At 65.3% G+C, this 16,508-nt stretch carries 14 protein-coding genes; 9 read left to right on the top strand and 5 right to left on the bottom strand.

Going from position 1 to position 16,508, the window contains the following annotated elements; all coding sequences use genetic code 11:
• Positions 1-56 precede the first annotated feature (56 nt).
• From xsc to ACGYLC_RS00865, 5 genes are read left to right on the top strand one after another with little or no spacing between them, the layout of a single operon-like run.
• Positions 57-1,832: a sulfoacetaldehyde acetyltransferase gene (gene xsc / locus ACGYLC_RS00845; RefSeq protein ID WP_394421086.1), complete on the top strand. Its 1,776-nt coding sequence runs from the start codon at positions 57-59 to the stop codon at positions 1,830-1,832.
• 3 nt (positions 1,833-1,835) lie between these two features.
• Positions 1,836-2,930, top strand: coding sequence for an acetate/propionate family kinase (locus tag ACGYLC_RS00850; RefSeq protein WP_394421088.1), 1,095 nt, complete (start codon positions 1,836-1,838; stop codon positions 2,928-2,930).
• Positions 2,927-5,743: a molybdopterin oxidoreductase family protein gene (locus ACGYLC_RS00855; protein WP_394421089.1), complete on the top strand. Its 2,817-nt coding sequence runs from the start codon at positions 2,927-2,929 to the stop codon at positions 5,741-5,743. The genes ACGYLC_RS00850 and ACGYLC_RS00855 overlap by 4 nt, the downstream gene beginning before the upstream one ends.
• A gap of 40 nt (positions 5,744-5,783) precedes the next feature.
• Complete coding sequence (locus ACGYLC_RS00860) at positions 5,784-6,542, top strand: 4Fe-4S dicluster domain-containing protein (protein WP_394421091.1); 759 nt, start codon at positions 5,784-5,786, stop codon at positions 6,540-6,542.
• Complete coding sequence (locus ACGYLC_RS00865) at positions 6,542-7,417, top strand: dimethyl sulfoxide reductase anchor subunit family protein (RefSeq protein ID WP_394421092.1); 876 nt, start codon at positions 6,542-6,544, stop codon at positions 7,415-7,417. Before ACGYLC_RS00860 ends, ACGYLC_RS00865 begins: the two co-directional genes overlap by 1 nt.
• A gap of 60 nt (positions 7,418-7,477) precedes the next feature.
• Here the strand turns inward: ACGYLC_RS00865 and dapA are convergent, their stop codons facing one another.
• Entirely contained in the window at positions 7,478-8,353 is an 876-nt protein-coding gene (dapA, locus tag ACGYLC_RS00870; RefSeq protein WP_394397851.1) for a 4-hydroxy-tetrahydrodipicolinate synthase, read from the bottom strand.
• Between the two features lie 124 nt (positions 8,354-8,477).
• Between dapA and ACGYLC_RS00875 the strand changes: the two genes are divergently transcribed.
• Positions 8,478-10,442 carry a transglycosylase SLT domain-containing protein gene (locus tag ACGYLC_RS00875; protein ID WP_394421095.1) on the top strand — a complete coding sequence of 655 codons (1,965 nt, stop codon included), beginning with the start codon at positions 8,478-8,480 and terminating at the stop codon, positions 10,440-10,442.
• Here the strand turns inward: ACGYLC_RS00875 and ACGYLC_RS00880 are convergent.
• Both ACGYLC_RS00880 and mnmD read right to left on the bottom strand, forming a co-directional pair.
• A complete protein-coding gene (locus ACGYLC_RS00880) occupies positions 10,407-11,285 on the bottom strand; it encodes a DMT family transporter (protein WP_394397855.1) in 879 nt (292 codons plus the stop codon). The genes ACGYLC_RS00875 and ACGYLC_RS00880 overlap by 36 nt on opposite strands.
• Positions 11,282-11,956 carry a tRNA (5-methylaminomethyl-2-thiouridine)(34)-methyltransferase MnmD gene (mnmD, locus tag ACGYLC_RS00885; RefSeq protein WP_394397857.1) on the bottom strand — a complete coding sequence of 225 codons (675 nt, stop codon included), beginning with the start codon at positions 11,954-11,956 and terminating at the stop codon, positions 11,282-11,284. The genes ACGYLC_RS00880 and mnmD overlap by 4 nt, the downstream gene beginning before the upstream one ends.
• A 57-nt stretch (positions 11,957-12,013) precedes the next feature.
• On the opposite strand from mnmD, the gene ACGYLC_RS00890 reads away from it, so the two are divergent.
• A complete protein-coding gene (locus ACGYLC_RS00890; protein WP_394421096.1) occupies positions 12,014-13,051 on the top strand; it encodes an NAD(P)/FAD-dependent oxidoreductase in 1,038 nt (345 codons plus the stop codon).
• Between the two features lie 56 nt (positions 13,052-13,107).
• On the opposite strand, the gene ACGYLC_RS00895 is transcribed toward ACGYLC_RS00890, so the two are convergent.
• On the bottom strand, positions 13,108-13,764 hold the full coding sequence (locus tag ACGYLC_RS00895; RefSeq protein WP_394421097.1) for an OmpA family protein: 657 nt from the start codon (positions 13,762-13,764) through the stop codon (positions 13,108-13,110).
• A 98-nt stretch (positions 13,765-13,862) separates the two neighbouring features.
• On the bottom strand, positions 13,863-14,765 hold the full coding sequence (locus ACGYLC_RS00900; RefSeq protein ID WP_394421099.1) for a methylated-DNA--[protein]-cysteine S-methyltransferase: 903 nt from the start codon (positions 14,763-14,765) through the stop codon (positions 13,863-13,865).
• A gap of 111 nt (positions 14,766-14,876) precedes the next feature.
• Between ACGYLC_RS00900 and nth the strand changes: the two genes are divergently transcribed.
• Complete coding sequence (gene nth, locus ACGYLC_RS00905; protein ID WP_394421101.1) at positions 14,877-15,521, top strand: endonuclease III; 645 nt, start codon at positions 14,877-14,879, stop codon at positions 15,519-15,521.
• The gene (locus tag ACGYLC_RS00910) at positions 15,518-16,507 is read left to right on the top strand and encodes an adenosine kinase (protein ID WP_394421104.1); all 990 of its coding nucleotides are present in this window, start codon (positions 15,518-15,520) and stop codon (positions 16,505-16,507) included. Before nth ends, ACGYLC_RS00910 begins: the two co-directional genes overlap by 4 nt.
• Position 16,508: the final 1 nt, after the last annotated feature.

A 16,508-nucleotide genomic window follows, 5' to 3' on the forward strand; every position in this document is an offset into this window, starting at 1 on the left:
CCTGCACCTGCCCGTAATTTGCCGAGAGCTTTGCCCCATGCCCAAAGGATCGCGCGATGAAAATGACCACCGAAGAAGCCTTCGTCAAAACCCTTCAGATGCATGGGATCGACACGGCCTTTGGCATTATCGGTTCGGCCATGATGCCGATTTCCGACCTCTTCCCCGCCGCCGGGATCACCTTTTACGACGGCGCGCATGAGTGCAATTCGGGCATGATGGCCGATGGCTACACCCGCGCCTCGGGACGGATGTCGATGATGGTGGCGCAAAACGGGCCGGGCATCACCAATTTCGTGACGCCGGTGAAAACCGCCTATTGGAACCACACGCCGCTTTTGCTGGTCACCCCGCAGGCGGCGAACAAGACCATCGGCCAAGGCGGCTTTCAGGAGGTCGAGCAGATGGCGCTGTTCCGCGACATGGTCGCCTATCAGGAAGAGGTCCGCGACCCCAGCCGCATCGCGGAGACGCTGAACCGCGTGATCCTGCAGGCCAAGCGCCACTCCGCGCCCGCGCAGATCAACGTGCCCCGCGATTTCTGGACGCAGGTGATCGACATCGAGTTGCCCGCCATCGTCGAGTTCGAGCGCCCCTCGGGCGGGGAGACGGCGATTGCCGAGGCGGCGGAACTGCTCTCGAAGGCGAAATTCCCGGTGATCCTGAATGGCGCGGGTGTGGTAATCGGCGGCGCGATCGACGACGCCCGCAAACTGGCCGAGCGGCTCGATGCCCCGGTCTGCTGCGGCTATCAGCACAACGACGCCTTCCCCGGCTCGCACCCGCTCTCGGTCGGACCGTTGGGGTACAACGGGTCCAAGGCGGCGATGGAGTTGATCGCCAAGGCCGACGTGGTGCTGGCGCTTGGCACGCGGCTCAACCCCTTCTCGACCCTGCCGGGCTACGGCATCGACTATTGGCCGCGGGATGCCAAGATCATTCAAGTCGACATCAACCCCGACCGCATCGGCCTCACCAAGCCAGTGAGTGTCGGCATCGTCGGCGATGCGGGCAAGGTGGCCCGCAGCCTGCTCGACCGGCTGAGCGATAGCGCCGGTGACGCGGGCCGCGAGGAACGCCGCAACGTGATAGCCCAGACCAAATCGGCATGGGCGCAGGAACTGACCTCGATGGACCACGAAGACGACGACCCCGGCACCACATGGAACGAACGCGCGCGCCACCGCGAGCCGGAAAAGATGTCGCCGCGCATGGCATGGCGCGCGATCCAGAAGGCGCTGCCGACCGAGGCGATCATCAGTTCCGACATCGGCAACAATTGCGCCATCGGCAATGCCTACCCGACTTTTGAGGCGGGCCGCAAATACCTCGCCCCCGGCCTTTTCGGCCCCTGCGGCTACGGCTTCCCAGCGATCTGCGGCGCCAAGATCGCCTGCCCGGACACCCCCGTGGTGGGCTTTGCCGGCGACGGTGCCTTCGGCATTTCGATGAACGAGATGGTCAGCGTGAACCGCGACGACTGGCCCGCCGTGACCATGGTGATCTTCCGCAACTACCAATGGGGCGCGGAGAAACGGAACACGACGCTTTGGTTCGACGACAATTTCGTCGGCACCGAACTGGCGCAGGAGGTCTCTTACGCCGGAATCGCCAAGGCCTGCGGGGTCGAAGGCGTTCAGGTCTCGACCATGGAGGAACTGACCGAGGCGCTCGACCGCGCGATGAAGGCGCAGATGAATGACAGCAAAACCACCTTCATCGAGGTGCTGCTCAATCAGGAACTGGGCGAGCCCTTCCGCCGCGACGCGATGAAGAAACCCGTCTCCGTCGCCGGGATCAGCCGGGATGACATGCGCCCGCAACGGGTCTGAGCCATGGCGCTGGTGCTCGTCGTCAATGCAGGGTCGTCGTCGATCAAGGCGGCGGTCTTTGACGGCGGGCTGTTTGAAACCCTGCGGATCGAGGCGCAGGGCATCGGCCAGACCGGCGCGCTGCGTGTGGGAAAGGCTCCGCCAAAGCCGCTTGCGCTGCCCGATCATCGCACCGCCTTCACCGCCATTCTGGCGGGACTTCGTGACGCCGGGGTCGCCTCCGCTGACCTCAGCGCTGCCGCACATCGCGTGGTGCATGGCGGCCCGGACTTGGCCAAGACGACGGAGGTCACCCCCGCCGTGCGTGCCGCCATCGCCGCCGCCGTGCCACTGGCCCCGCTTCACAATCCGCATCACCTCAGCGCCATCGACGCGCTGACGGCGCTGATGCCCGAGCTGCCGCAATTCGCGGCCTTCGACACGGGTTTTCACCGCACCAACCCGGCAGTCGCGCGGCGCTACGCGCTGCCCGAAAGGCCCGCGACCGCCGATCTGCGCCGCTACGGCTTCCACGGCATCAGTTACGAAAGCCTCGTGCGGAATTTCACCGCCCAAACCGGCGCCCCCCTGCCCGACCGCCTGCTGGCGCTGCATCTGGGCAATGGCGCCTCGCTTTGCGCGATCCACGAAGGGCAATCGGTGGCCACGACCATGGGGTTCTCGCCCTTGGGCGGGCTGACGATGGGCACCCGCGCGGGCGAAATCGACGCGGGCGCGGTCCTGCATCTGGTGGGCGATCTCGGGCTCAAAGCCACGCAGAGATTGCTGCACCACGAAAGCGGGTTGCTCGGCCTGTCAGGCCAGACCGCCGACATGCGGCAATTGGCGGAGAGCGACTGCGAAAGTGCCCGCTTCGCCCGCGAACATTTCTGCTACTGGATCACCCGTCAGGCCGGGTCGATGATCGCCGCCATGGGCGGGCTCGACGGCATCGCCTTCACCGGCGGGATTGGCGAGAACGATTTCGAGGTGAGGGAAAAGGTTCTTGCAAACCTTCGCTGGGCGGGAAATATTCCCTTATGGGTCATCCCCGCCGCCGAAGAGAAACATATCGCGCGTCAAGCGCTTGCCCTGCTGAAAGCCCCCGCCCCCTCATGACGCATTCCCAGCCGCCGCTCGATCTGTCGCCCAAGGTCTCGGACGAGGTCCGCCGCACGACCTGCTACATGTGCGCCTGCCGCTGCGGCATCAACGTGCATATGAAGAAGGGCAAGGTCGCCTATATCGAGGGCAACCGCGACCACCCGGTGAACCGCGGCGTGCTCTGCGCCAAGGGCTCGGCGGGGATCATGCAGCACAATTCCCCCGCGCGCCTGCGCAACCCGATGAAACGCGTGGGCCCCCGCGGCTCGGGTGAGTTCGAGGACATCAGCTGGGGGGAGGCGCTGCAGATCGCCACCGACTGGCTGGAGCCGCTGCGCCATGAGGCGCCGGAGAAACTCGCCTTCTTCACCGGGCGCGACCAGTCGCAGAGCTTCACTTCGCTTTGGGCGCAGGCCTTCGGCACGCCGAACTACGCGGCACACGGCGGCTTCTGCTCGGTCAACATGGCCACGGCGGGGATCTACACCATGGGCGGCGCCTTCTGGGAGTTCGGCCAGCCCGATTGGGACCATACCAAGCTTTTCATGCTGTTCGGGGTGGCCGAGGATCACGACAGCAACCCGATCAAGATGGGGCTGGGCAAGCTGAAGGCGCGCGGCGCGCGGGTGATCGGGGTGAACCCCATCCGCACCGGCTACAACGCCATCGCTGACGATTGGGTCGGCATCACGCCGGGCACCGATGGGCTGTTCATCCTGTCGCTGATCCACTGCCTGATGAAGGCCGGGCGCATCGATCTCGACTACCTCGCGCGTTACACCGACGCGCCGGTGCTGCTGAACGGCGACCCGAAGTCGCCCGAGTTCGGCCTGCAACTGCGCGACGCGGAGGGCAAGGCGCTGGTGATCGACCGCAAGACCCGCAAGCTCACCCCCTTCGACCAGCCCGGCGTGCGCCCTGACCTGTCGGCCACCTATCGCGCGGGCGGGATCACGCATCGCCCGGTGTTCCACCAGATGGCCGAAGAATACCTCGGCGAGACCTACACCCCCGAGGCCGTGGCAGATCGTTGCGGCATCCCCGCCCCGCGCATCCGCGCCATCGCCGCCGAACTGGCGCGCGTGGCCTTCGACGAGGCCTTTGAGATCGACCAGCCCTGGACCGATTTCCGCGGCGAACGGCACGAGAAAATGACCGGGCGCCCGGTGTCCTTCCACGCCATGCGCGGCATCTCGGCCCATGCCAACGGCTTCCAGACCTGCCGCGCGCTGCATGTGCTGCAAATCCTCCTCGGCACCGTGGAGGTGCCGGGCGGTTTCCGCTTCAAACCGCCCTACCCCAAACCCGCCACGGCGCATCCCAAACCGCATTGCAAGGCCACGCCCGGCGGGCCGCTCGACGGGCCGCATCTGGGTTTCGTGCAAGGCCCCGACGATCTGGCGCTGTGCCCTGATGGCAGTCCCGCGCGGATCGACAAGGCGTTTACATGGGAGAACCCGATGTCGGCCCATGGGCTGATGCATATGGTGATCTCAAATGCGCACGCGGGCGACCCCTACAAGATCGACACGCTGTTTCTCTATATGGCCAACATGTCGTGGAACTCCTCCATGAACCCCGGCGGGGTGATGGAGATGCTGACCGATACGGATGAGAACGGCGACTACGTGATCCCGCGCATCATCTATTCCGACGCCTATTCGTCGGAAATGGTCGCCTATGCCGACCTGATCCTGCCTGACACGACCTATCTGGAGCGTCACGACTGCATCTCGCTGCTGGACCGCCCGATCAGCGAGGCCGATGCCGCCGCCGACGCGATCCGCTGGCCGGTGGTGGAACCCAACCGCGATGTGCGCGGCTTCCAATCGGTGCTCTGCGACCTTGGCGCGCGGCTGGACATGCCCGGTTTCGTGACCGAGGATGGCAGTCAGAAATACCGCGACTACGCGCATTACATCACCACCCACGAACGCCGCCCCGGTGTCGGACCGCTGGCCGGTTTCCGAGGGGAAGACGGCAGTCAAAGCGGCCGCGGCGCCCCGAACCCTGAGCAGATTGACCGCTACATCGAGAACGGCGGCTTCTCGACTCATCATATTCCCGCCGAGGCGCAGTACTACAAACCGTGGAACGCCGCCTATCAGGACTGGGCCGTGGGCATGGGGATTTATGACGCACCGCAGCCCTATCTCTTCTCGCTCTACGTGGAGCCGCTGCGCCGCTTCCAACTGGCCGCCGAGGGCTACGGCGACCGCCAGCCCCCGGAGCATCTGCGCGCGCGCATCAAGCAGTTCATGACGCCGCTGCCGCATTGGTACGAAAGCGACCCCGAGGGCACGCAGGGCTACGATGTTCACGCCCTCACCCAACGCCCCATGGCGATGTATCATTCATGGGGCAGCCAGAACGCTTGGCTGCGGCAGTTGCATGGGCGCAACCCGCTCTACCTGCCCACCGCGATCATGCGGGCAAAGGGTCTGAAGGACGGCGATTGGGCGCGCGTGACCTCGCCCCATGGCGGGATCACCGTGCCGGTGATGGAGATGGCCGCACTGAACCCCCATACCGTCTGGACATGGAACGCCATCGGCAAACGCAAAGGCGCATGGGCGCTGGACAAGGATGCCCCGGAGGCGACGAAGGGCTTCCTGCTCAACCACCTGATCCACGAGCTTCTGCCGCCCAAGGGCGATGGCCTGCGCTGGTCCAACTCCGACCCGATCACCGGACAGGCCGCGTGGTTCGACCTCAAGGTCCATATCGAAAAGACCGCGCCCCCCGCCGAGGCTCAACCGGAGATCCCGCCGCAACGCTCCCCTGTGCCGCCTGCGCCGCGCGACATCGCGTGGAAGGTGGGCAAATGACACCCCACGCCGCAAGAACGGCCCTTCAGGACCGCCAGAGATGACGACGCTACCGCAACAGACCAACCGCAAACTCGGCCTCGTGATCGACCTCGACACCTGCGTCGGCTGTCATGCCTGCGTGATCTCCTGCAAGGGCTGGAACACCGAGAATTACGGCGCACCCCTGTCGGACCAAGACGCCTATGGCAGCGATCCTTCGGGCACCTTCCTTAACCGCGTGCACAGCTACGAGGTCCAACCCGAGGCGGGCGCGGCGCAGCTGGTCCATTTCCCCAAATCCTGCCTGCATTGCGAGGACGCGCCCTGCGTCACCGTTTGCCCCACTGGCGCGAGCTACAAGCGCGCCGAGGACGGCATCGTGCTGGTCAATGAAAGCGATTGCATCGGTTGCGGCCTTTGCGCCTGGGCCTGCCCCTACGGCGCGCGCGAGATGGATCAGGCGGCGGGCGTGATGAAGAAATGCACCCTTTGCGTCGACCGTATCTACAACGAGAACCTGCCCGAAGAAGACCGCCAGCCCGCCTGCGTGCGCACCTGCCCCGCGGGCGCGCGGCATTTCGGCGACCTGGGCGATCCCGACAGCGCGGTCAGCCAGTTGGTGGCAGAGCGTGGCGGCGTGGACCTGATGCCCGAACAGGGCACGAAACCGGTCAACAAATACCTCCCGCCGCGGCCGCGCGACACGCTTGGCCCACCCGAGGGCGAGATCGACGTGCTGGCCCCCTTCCTCGCCCCGATCGACAGCGGCCCCAAGGGGTTCCTCGGCTGGCTCGACCGCACTTTGGAGAAGCTCTGATGCATCCGGCGCCTTCCGTTATCCTGTTCAGCAGCCTGTCGGGCATGGGTTTTGGCCTGCTGGCGTGGCTCGGGATCGGCCTGCCTGCGGTGACCGGCTGGGTCGCTTTCGTCTTCTTCGCGCTGGCCTATCTCTTGGCCGTGGGCGGGCTGATCGCTTCGACCTTTCACCTTGGCCATCCAGAGCGCGCGCTCAAGGCCTTCACCCAATGGCGCAGCTCTTGGCTCAGCCGGGAGGCTTGGGCCTCGGTCGCGGCCTTGTTGACCATGGCAGCCTATGGCACGGGGTTGGTGTTTTACGACACGCAGCTCTGGCCCTTGGGGGTGATCGGTGCGGCGCTGTCGCTACTGACGGTGCTGACCACGGCAATGATCTATACCCAGATGAAAACCGTGCCGCGCTGGCATAGCGTCATGACGCCGCTGAATTTCCTATCGCTCAGCATCGCGGGCGGTGCCCTGCTGGCGGGGCAGGTGACGGCGGCGATGATCCTGCTGGCGCTCGCCGGGGCGGTGCAGATCGCCACATGGTGGCACGGGGATCGGGCGTTTGCCGCCTCCGCCAGCGATATTGCGAGCGCGACGCGGCTGGGAACGCGGGGCAGCGTCCGCGCCTTTGAGCCGCCCCATACCGGCACCAACTACCTGTTGCGGGAATTCGTCTATCAGATCGGGCGCAAACATGCGCTGAAACTGCGGGTGATCGCGATTGCGCTGATGGTGCTGCTGCCGCTGCTGCTGCTCTTGTCGCCCGTGTTTCACCACCTTGCCGCCGGTCTTGCGGTGCTCAGCCATGCGGCAGGGGTGCTGACCGCGCGCTGGCTGTTCTTTGCCCAGGCCGAACATGTGGTCGGCCTCTACTACGGCAAACGCTGAACGCAAAAGAGGGGGTGTCTCCACCCCCTCTTCGTATCGGCCAGCCCGTTTAGATTAGGCTTAATTCATCAGACCCGCATGGCGCAGGGCCGCATCGACCAGTTCCTTGGTCGGGTCGGTCAGCTCCGTGAGCGGCAGGCGCACCTCGTCCGAGCAAAGGTCGAGACGCGACATGGCGTATTTCACGCCCACGAGCCCCGGCTCGGTAAAGATCGCCTTGTGCAGCGGCATCAGACGGTCCTGCAATTCAAGCGCCTTGGCATAGTCGCCCGCAAGGCAGGCGGCCTGCATCTGCGCCACAAGGCGCGGCGCGACATTGGCGGTGACCGAGATGCAGCCGACGCCGCCTTGGGCGTTGAACCCATGCGCCGTGGCGTCTTCGCCGGAGAGTTGGCAGAAATCCGGGCCGCAGGCGAGGCGCTGATCGCAGACGCGCGCCAGATCGCCGGTGGCGTCCTTGACGCCGACGATGCGCGGCAACTGGGCCAGTTCGCCCATCGTTTCGGGCATCATATCCACCACCGAACGGCCGGGGATATTGTAGATGATGATCGGCAACTCGCAGCAGTCATGCACGGCGGTGAAATGCGCCACCAGCCCGCGCTGCGTCGGCTTGTTGTAATAGGGCGTCACCACCAACAGCGCATCCGCGCCGACTTTCTCGGCATGGCGGGCAAGACGGATGCTTTCGACCGTGTTGTTCGACCCGGCGCCCGCGATGACCGGAATGCGGCCCGCGACGGCTTTGACCACCTCTTCGACGACGGTCTCATGCTCGGCATGGCTCAGCGTTGGGGATTCGCCGGTGGTGCCGACGGGGACAAGCCCGCTCGACCCTTCGCCGATGTGCCATTCGATAAGTTTCTTGAGCGTATCCAGATCCAGCGCGCCGTTGCGAAACGGCGTGACGAGGGCAGGCAGAGAGCCTTTGAACATGTGCACGCTCCTTAAGTGCTGGCCGGCGGAAACCGGACTGGATGAGGGCTTTTGCGGGCGCTACGGTTTGATAAACGGTGCCCAAGCCATATGTTGCAAGGCTCTAGCCTCGGAGACGTAGGAAATGCAAGCGATGACGCGCCTGATGGCGATCCTCATGAGTGTTTTTGTCCTGACCGTGCCTGCGGAGGCGCAGCGGCCACGGCCTTTGGGCTGGGCGATGGATGCGATGCGCAGCGGCAATTGGGACGCCGCCGCGGCACTGGCCGCCCGTGATGGGCAGGTCGCCGCCGATGTGATCGAATGGCACCGGCTGCGCGCCGGGCGGGGCACCTATGCCGACGCGCGCGACTTCCTGAACCGCAGACCCGACTGGCCCGGTGAGGCATATCTGCGCAAACAGACCGAAGAAGCGGCCATCGAACAATCCGAAAGCGATATTCTGGAATTCTTCTCGGCCATGGCGCCACAGACCCCGCGCGGCGTGCTGGCCCATGCCGCGGCGCTGATCAACAGCGGCCAGCGCGGTGAGGCCGAGGCGAATCTCGTGTTGGCGTGGCGCACCATGCCGATGAACGCCACCAGTCAGGCGCTGTTTGTCGAAGCGCATGGCAGCCTATTGGCCCCGCATCACGCGGCTCGGCTGGAAGAGATGCTCTGGCAGCGCGAACATTCCGAAGCGCGGCAGATGTTCGATCTGGTCTCAAGCGCCGATAAGGCGCTGGCCGAAACCCGCATCGCCCTGCAAAAGCTGGAAAGCGACGTGAACGCCAAGATCGACGCGCTTCCTGCATCCAAATCCGATGCGCCGGGGTTGGCGCATGACCGCTTTGAATGGCGCATCCGCAAGGGGCTGCGCGAGGATGCCAAGGATTTGATGCTGGCGCGCTCGACCTCGGCTGCCGCTCTGGGCCAGCCCCCCAAATGGGCCAACCGCCGCCGCGCCTTGGCGCGGGATGAAATGCGCAATGGCGATGCGCAGACGGCCTACCGGCTCGCGTCGCAGCATTTCCTGACCGATGGCTCGGACTATGCCGATCTCGAATGGCTCTCCGGCTATATCGCGCTGCGGTTCTTGGGCGACCCCACCACCGCTCTGGGCCATTTCCAGAGCCACGACACTGCCGTGGACTCCCCCATCAGCCAAGGCCGCGCAGGCTATTGGCAGGGCCGCGCGTTGGAGGCGATGGGCGATGCCGAAGGCGCGGCTCAAGCCTATGCCATGGGAGCCAAATACCAAACCTCCTTCTACGGGTTGCTGGCCGCCGAACGGGGCGGCATTCCCTTTGACGAAAAGCTCGCAGGCGCGGCACCTGATCAAGACTGGCGCAGCTCCCCGCTGGCCCGTGCGCCGCTGTTCGAGGCTGGATTGCTGCTTCAAGCCTCGGGCGAGCTTTCCACCGCCGAACGGTTCTGGACCCATTTGGCCGAGCAACTCGTCCCCGAAGACATCGCTCTGCTGGGGCAAGCCGCCATCGACGTGGGTCAGCCTCATATCGCGGTGATGATCGGCAAACGCGCGGCGCAGCGCGGGCTGGAGGTGCCCGCCCCCTATTATGCGCTGCACAGTCTGGTGGAGAAAGACCTGCCAATGGCGACCGAGATGACCCTCGCCATCGCGCGGCGTGAAAGCGAATTCGACCCCAATGTGCAAAGCGGCGTCGGCGCGCGGGGTTTGATGCAGATCATGCCGGCCACGGCGCGGGACGTGGCGCGCGATCTGGGCATCTCAGGCCAGCACACGACGGACCGGCTGACCGCCGACCCCGATTACAACGCGCGGCTCGGCGCGACCTATCTGTCGCAGATGGCCGGACTTTTGGACGGCAATGTCTCCATGATGTCGGCGGCCTATAACGCTGGCCCCAGCCGCCCGCGCCGCTGGATGTCGACCTATGGCGACCCGCGCAAAGGCGAGATCGACATCGTCGATTGGATCGAAATGATCCCTTTTCGCGAGACGCAGAACTACGTCATGCGGGTGACCGAAAGCCTGCCGGTCTATCGCGCCCGTCTGGGCAAAGACCCGCTGCCGATCCCCTTTAGCGAAGAGTTAACCGGGTCGACGTTGAAGGCGTTCGCGCCATAGGGTGAACAGCCCCGCCGCCACGATCATGCCCGCGCCCAGCACCACGCTGGGGCGCAGCACCTCGTTGAAGACCGACAGTCCGATGATCACGGTAAAGATCAGCTGCGTATAGGCAAAGGGCTGCACCGCGCTGGCCTCGGCCACCTCGTAGCAGCGGATCAGCAGCCAATGGCCCGTGACCCCGGTGATGCAAAGCGTGCCCATCAACAGCCAGTTGCCCGGCGTCATCGGCTCCCAAAACCAGATGCCCACCGCCGTCATGACCGCCGCGCCGGTGACGCCGGTCCAAAAGAAACTCGTCGCCGTCGTGTCGCGCCGCGCGACATAGCGGGTCAGCAGGCCATAGACCGCGAACATCGCCGCCCCAGCCAGCGGGATCGCGGCGGCCGGTTCCACCACCCGAAGCCCGGGTTGCAGGATCACCAGCACCCCGACAAAGCCCACACCAATCGCCGCCCACCGCCGCCAGCCGACTTTCTCGCCCAAGATCGGACCAGAAAGCGCCGCCACCAGAAGCGGGTAGCAGGTAAAGACCGCATGGCTCTCGACCAGCCCCAGAATGGTGAAGCCCAGCACCATGGTGCAAATCTGCGCCGAAAGCAGCACGCCGCGCAGGATTTGCACCGCAGGCTGTGTCGTGGCGGCGGCGCGGCGGATGCCGCCCGCCTTGCGCAGCGCCAGTGCGATGACGAAGGCCGCGAAAAACCAATAGCGGATCATCACCACCATCAGCACGTTGTAATTCTCGGCCAAATGGCGCGAGAGCCCGTCTTGAACGGCAAAGACCATCGTCGTGGCGATCATCAGCATGATGCCGAGCGGGATGTTGTTGGACTGGCTCATGCGGGCATCCGCGCGCGGGTCATATGGCGCTTGCGGCCATAGCCGGGGATGCGGGCAACCTCGAAACCGCCCGCGGCGAGCGCCCGGCGCACGAAGCCTGCGGCGGTATAGGTCGCCGCACTGCCGTCCGGTGCGGTATGGCGTGCCACCTCGGCCATCAGTTCATCGCCCCACAGTTCCGGGTTCTTGGCCGGTGAAAACCCATCAAGGAACCAAGCATCGGCCAGACCCTGCCACGCAGGCAGGGTCTGGCGTGCGTCTCCGATGATGATCTCGGCCCGCAGGCCGGGCAGTTCCAACACGCCACCCGTGCCATCCCACGCCGCCGTCAGCGCATCGCGCCGCCCGTCGAGCGCGGGAAAAGCCGCATGGGCCTGCGCCATATCCTCAGGCCGCATCGGGTAGGCTTCGAAACTTGTAAAATGCAGCGGCCCGTCATGGCCCGCCCGCCTCCACGCATCCCAAGCCAGCAGCAGGTTCAGCCCGGTGCCAAAGCCAAGCTCGGCAATGTGAAAGCCGGGGCGAAACCGCTCGGGCAGATCATTGCCCGCCAGAAAGACATAGGCCGTCTCAGCCGCGCCATCCTCCAAGCTGAAGTAGGGGTCATCGAACTGGGTCGAGACGGGCACTTGGCCCGCGCGCCACGTGATTTGGGCATTCTGGTCTGGCACGGCACGTCCTGCTAGAGGGGGAAGAAGTCGCGCAGACACTGCGCAAGCTGGCGAGGAATGGCAATGGTGGATGTAACCGTAAGAGGGGCCGGAATTTTTGGCCTATCTGTGGCTTGGGCCTGCGTCCGGCGCGGGGCGGCAGTGCGTGTGGTCGATCCGTCAGGACCGGCGGCGGGGGCGTCGGGCGGGATCGTGGGCGCGCTGGCGCCGCATGTGCCGGAAAATTGGAACGCCAAGAAAGCCTTTCAACTGGAAAGCCTGCTCAGCGCCGAAGCCTTCTGGGCCGAGGTCGAGGCCGTGGGCGGTCGCGCGCCCGGCTATATCCGCAGCGGGCGGTTGCAGCCGGTGGCAGATGACGCAGCCCTCGCGCTGGCGCGGCAGCGGCAGGACACGGCAGCCGAGCTTTGGCAAGGCCGCGCCCGGTGGGAGCTGATCCGCGCCGAGGGCAGCGACTGGGCCCCGCAGAGCCCCACGGGCTGGCTGATCCGCGACACGCTAAGCGCCCTCGTCCACCCGCACCAGGCCTGTGCGGCACTGGTCGCGGCGCTGGCGGCCAAAGGCGTTGAGATCGTGGCCGAGGCGCCCGAGAAGGGTCTGACCCTCTGGGCCACTGGGGTCGCGGGGCTGGAGGCGCTGAATGCGGGCCATCCGCGTTTGGTCGGCGCGGGCATCAAAGGGCAAGCCGCGCTCTTGCGGCTGGACCGGAGCGGCGCGGCGCAGCTTTTTGCCGATGGGGTCCATGTGATCCCGCATCTGGATGGCACGGTGGCTGTGGGCGGCACCACTGAGCGAGAATATGACAGCCCTGACGGCACCGATGCACAGCTCGACACGGTGATCGCCAAGGCCCGCGCGGCGGTGCCCACGTTGCAAGACGCGCCGATCGTCGAACGCTGGGCCGGGCTGCGCCCGCGCAGCCGCAGCCGCGCGCCAATGCTGGGGCCGTGGCCGGGCAAGCCGGGGCATTACATCGCCAACGGCGGCTTCAAAATCGGCTTCGGCATGGCCCCGAAAGTGGCAGGGGTGATGGCCGATCTTCTGCTCGAAGGGCGCGATGCCATCCCCGAGGGTTTCAGGGTCGAGGACAACCTTTAGGCCAACAAAAAACCCCGGCCAGTGGCCGGGGTTCTCTGTCACTCGCAACGTGCGGTTTAGCGCGCGTTGGGCAGGATCACGATCTCGACCCGGCGGTTTTGCGCTTTGCCGGCGGCGCTCAGGTTGCTTGCCACGGGCTGGCTTTCGCCACGGCCGAATGTCTGCAAACGCTGCTGCGGCACGCCGTTGGACAGAAGGATGTTGCCCACGGCCTGCGCGCGACGCTCGGAAAGCTGCTGGTTATAGGCCGCTTCGCCATCGCTGTCGGTGTGGCCGACGACTTGCAGGGTGGAGCTCTGATAGATGTTCACGTTCTGCGCCAACGCGGCCAGATCGTCGCGCAGGGCGGGCGATACGCTGGTGCTGTCGGTCGCAAAGAGGATATCTTGCGGCAGGGTTACGATCAGACGGTCGCCGGTGTTGGTGATCACCACACGGCTGTCCATCGCGGCGCGCAGCTCGGCCTCTTGTTTATCGAGCGAATAGCCGACGCCTGCACCGATGGTGCCGCCGATCAAAGCGCCCTTCAGCGCGCCTTTGCCGTCACCTTCGGAAATCGCACCGGCAAGGGCCCCGACGCCCGCACCGATCAAAGCGCCATTCTTGGTCCGCTGGTTGGGATCGCCATTGCCGGGTTGCATCGGCTGCGTACAGGCACCCAGTGTCATCGCGCCAGCCAGAGCGGCGGCCAAAGTCATCTTCGAAGAAATCATGTCTACTGCCTTCATCTTTGCGGCCCCGTTCGGGCGGGGCATCTTGACGTGAACGCAATATAGGCACGCAAAGTTCCCACGAACATTACATATAACCGTTATTCGGCAGAAACCCGCCCAGAGGGAGCCGTTTGCGCCTCTGCCCGCGCCGCCTCGAAGGCGAGCATGGCGCGTTTCACCGGCAAGCCCCAGTGGTAGCCGCCCAAGCCCCCGCTTTTGCGCAGCGCCCGGTGACAGGGGATCAGCCAACTCACCGGATTGCGCCCAACTGCCGTGCCCACGGCACGCACGGCGCGGGGGCTGCCGATGCTCTGTGCGATTTCGGAATAGGTGGTCACCTGCCCCGAGGGAATGCTCAGCAACGCCTCCCAGACCTTGATCTGAAACGGCGCACCGATGAGGTAGAGCGGCGCCTTCGTCTCGGGGTCTTTCCGCCGCCCAAAGGCCGCGTCGACCCATGCCTGCAACCGCGCGGGGGCCTCCACGAAATCGGCGAGCGGCCAGCGGCCACAAAGATCCGCCATCGCCGCATCCTCCCCCACTTCCGACGACAGCGCGAGCCCGCAGATGCCCTTGTCGGTGCCCATCACCAGTGTCGGACCGAAGGGGCTGTCGAACCGGCCCCAATAGATCGTCAGCCCCGCCCCCTTGCGGGCAAACTCACCGGGGCTCATCGCCTCCCAGCGCAGGAAGAGGTCATGTAACCGCCCGCCACCCGAGAGCCCCAGTTCATGCGCCGCCGCCAGCGTGGTGAAACGGTCGCGCAGCATGACCTTGGCCTGATCCAGCATCAGATACTGCTGGTAACGCTTGGGCGAGACCCCCACCCAGCGCGAGAACAGCCGTTGGAAATGGGCGGCGGACATGCCCATTTCGCCCGCGATCCAATCGAGTTGCTTGGGGTCTTCGGCCTCGTCGATCAGGGCGATGGCGCGGCGCATCACCTGATAGTGGTATCCCTGATCTTCGGGCGCGGGAGAGAGTTTTGCGATCTGTGTCATGCCGCAAGATTAGCCGCGCCCCTGCCCCCGCGCGACCCGTTTCTTGCGCCATCGCAGCCCAAGCCCCGCCGCCGCTTGCCCTGCCGCGCCATTCATCGCATACCCTGAGCCATGGCCCGCCAACTTGATTATCATACCATCCGCGAGATCTTTGCACGTTTGCAACAGGCCGAGCCTGAGCCCGAGGGCGAGTTGGAACATGTGAATGTCTATACGCTTGTCGTCGCCGTGGCGCTGAGCGCGCAATCGACCGACGCGGGCGTCAATAAGGCGACGCGCGAGCTGTTCAAGATTGCCGACACGCCGCAAAAGATGCTCGATCTGGGGCTTGAGGGGCTGATTGACCATATCAAGACCATCGGCCTCTACCGTCAGAAGGCCAAGAACGTCATCAAGCTGAGCCAAATCCTTGTGGATGACTATGGCGGCGAGGTGCCGAACTCCCGCGCCGCGCTGCAATCGCTTCCGGGCGTGGGGCGCAAAACGGCGAATGTGGTGCTCAATATGTGGTGGGGCCAGCCCGCGCAGGCGGTGGACACGCATATCTTCCGCGTCGGCAACCGCACCGGGATCGCACCGGGCAAGACGGTCGACGCGGTCGAGCGCGCTATCGAAGACAACATCCCCGCAGACTTCCAGCGCCATGCCCATCACTGGCTGATCCTGCATGGCCGCTATCATTGCAAAGCCCGCAAACCGCTGTGCCGCACCTGTATCATCCGTGACCTGTGCCAATACGAGGACAAGACAGAATGACCCAATACGAAGTGGTTGGCATCGGCAACGCCGTCGTCGACGTGATCTCCCATGCTGATGACAATTTCCTTGCCGAGAACGGCATCGAAAAAGGCATCATGCAGTTGATCGAACGTGACCGCGCCGAAGACCTCTATGCCGCGATGCAAGACCGGGTGCAGACGCCGGGCGGCTCGGTCGCCAATACGGTCGCGGGCGCGGGCGCGCTGGGCCTTAAGACCGCCTTTATCGGGCGGGTGCGCGATGATGAGTTGGGCCAGTTCTATGCCAAGGCGATGACCGATATCGGGATCGACTTCGTCAATGCCCCCGTGGCCGAGGGGGAGAACCCAACCTCGCGCTGCATGATCTTCGTCACCCCCGATGGGGAGCGGTCGCTGAACACCTACCTCGGCATCTCGACCGGGCTGACCTCGGCAGACTTGCCGCAGGCAGTGACGGAGAAGGCCAAGCTGATGTTCCTCGAAGGCTACCTCTTCGACCACGCGGCGGGCAAAACCGCCTTTCGCGAGGCTGCCCGGGCCGCGACGGCAGGCGGCGGCATGGCGGGTATCGCCATCTCGGACCCCTTCTGCGTGGAGCGTCACCGCGACGACTTCCTCGCGCTGATCGAAAACGATCTAGGCTATGTCATCGGCAAAGAAGCCGAGATTCGCGCCCTCTGGGAAACCGACGATACCGAAGCGGCACTGGCCAAAACCGCCGAGATTTGCCCGCTGGTGGTCTGCACCCGGTCAGGCGACGGGGTCACATTGGTCCGGGGCGCGGAACGGGTCGACGTGCCGGTCGAAAAGGTCGTGCCGGTGGATGCCACGGGCGCGGGCGATCAATTCGCGGCGGGCTTCCTCTATGGCCTCGCCACGGGCCGCGATCTTGAGACCTGTGGCCGCATGGGCAACATTTGCGCGGGCGAGGTGATCCGCCACATCGGCCCCCGCCCCCAGACTGACATCATGGCCCTGTTCAAGGCCGAAGGGCTGGTCTGAC

Origin of the sequence: Sulfitobacter sp. 1A12157 (genome assembly GCF_043557345.1) — a bacterium.
Taxonomy (GTDB): Bacteria; Pseudomonadota; Alphaproteobacteria; order Rhodobacterales; family Rhodobacteraceae; genus Sulfitobacter.

Coding starts and splice junctions, on each gene's coding strand:
- ACGYLC_RS00860 (WP_394421091.1), top strand. CDS start 5,784: ATGACGACGCTACCGCAACAGACCAACCGCAAACTCGGCCTCGTGATC.
- ACGYLC_RS00880 (WP_394397855.1), bottom strand. CDS start 11,285: ATGAGCCAGTCCAACAACATCCCGCTCGGCATCATGCTGATGATCGCC.
- nth (WP_394421101.1), top strand. CDS start 14,877: ATGGCCCGCCAACTTGATTATCATACCATCCGCGAGATCTTTGCACGT.
- ACGYLC_RS00865 (WP_394421092.1), top strand. CDS start 6,542: ATGCATCCGGCGCCTTCCGTTATCCTGTTCAGCAGCCTGTCGGGCATG.
- dapA (WP_394397851.1), bottom strand. CDS start 8,353: ATGTTCAAAGGCTCTCTGCCTGCCCTCGTCACGCCGTTTCGCAACGGC.
- ACGYLC_RS00850 (WP_394421088.1), top strand. CDS start 1,836: ATGGCGCTGGTGCTCGTCGTCAATGCAGGGTCGTCGTCGATCAAGGCG.
- ACGYLC_RS00910 (WP_394421104.1), top strand. CDS start 15,518: ATGACCCAATACGAAGTGGTTGGCATCGGCAACGCCGTCGTCGACGTG.
- ACGYLC_RS00855 (WP_394421089.1), top strand. CDS start 2,927: ATGACGCATTCCCAGCCGCCGCTCGATCTGTCGCCCAAGGTCTCGGAC.
- ACGYLC_RS00875 (WP_394421095.1), top strand. CDS start 8,478: ATGCAAGCGATGACGCGCCTGATGGCGATCCTCATGAGTGTTTTTGTC.
- ACGYLC_RS00890 (WP_394421096.1), top strand. CDS start 12,014: ATGGCAATGGTGGATGTAACCGTAAGAGGGGCCGGAATTTTTGGCCTA.
- ACGYLC_RS00895 (WP_394421097.1), bottom strand. CDS start 13,764: ATGATTTCTTCGAAGATGACTTTGGCCGCCGCTCTGGCTGGCGCGATG.
- xsc (WP_394421086.1), top strand. CDS start 57: ATGAAAATGACCACCGAAGAAGCCTTCGTCAAAACCCTTCAGATGCAT.
- ACGYLC_RS00900 (WP_394421099.1), bottom strand. CDS start 14,765: ATGACACAGATCGCAAAACTCTCTCCCGCGCCCGAAGATCAGGGATAC.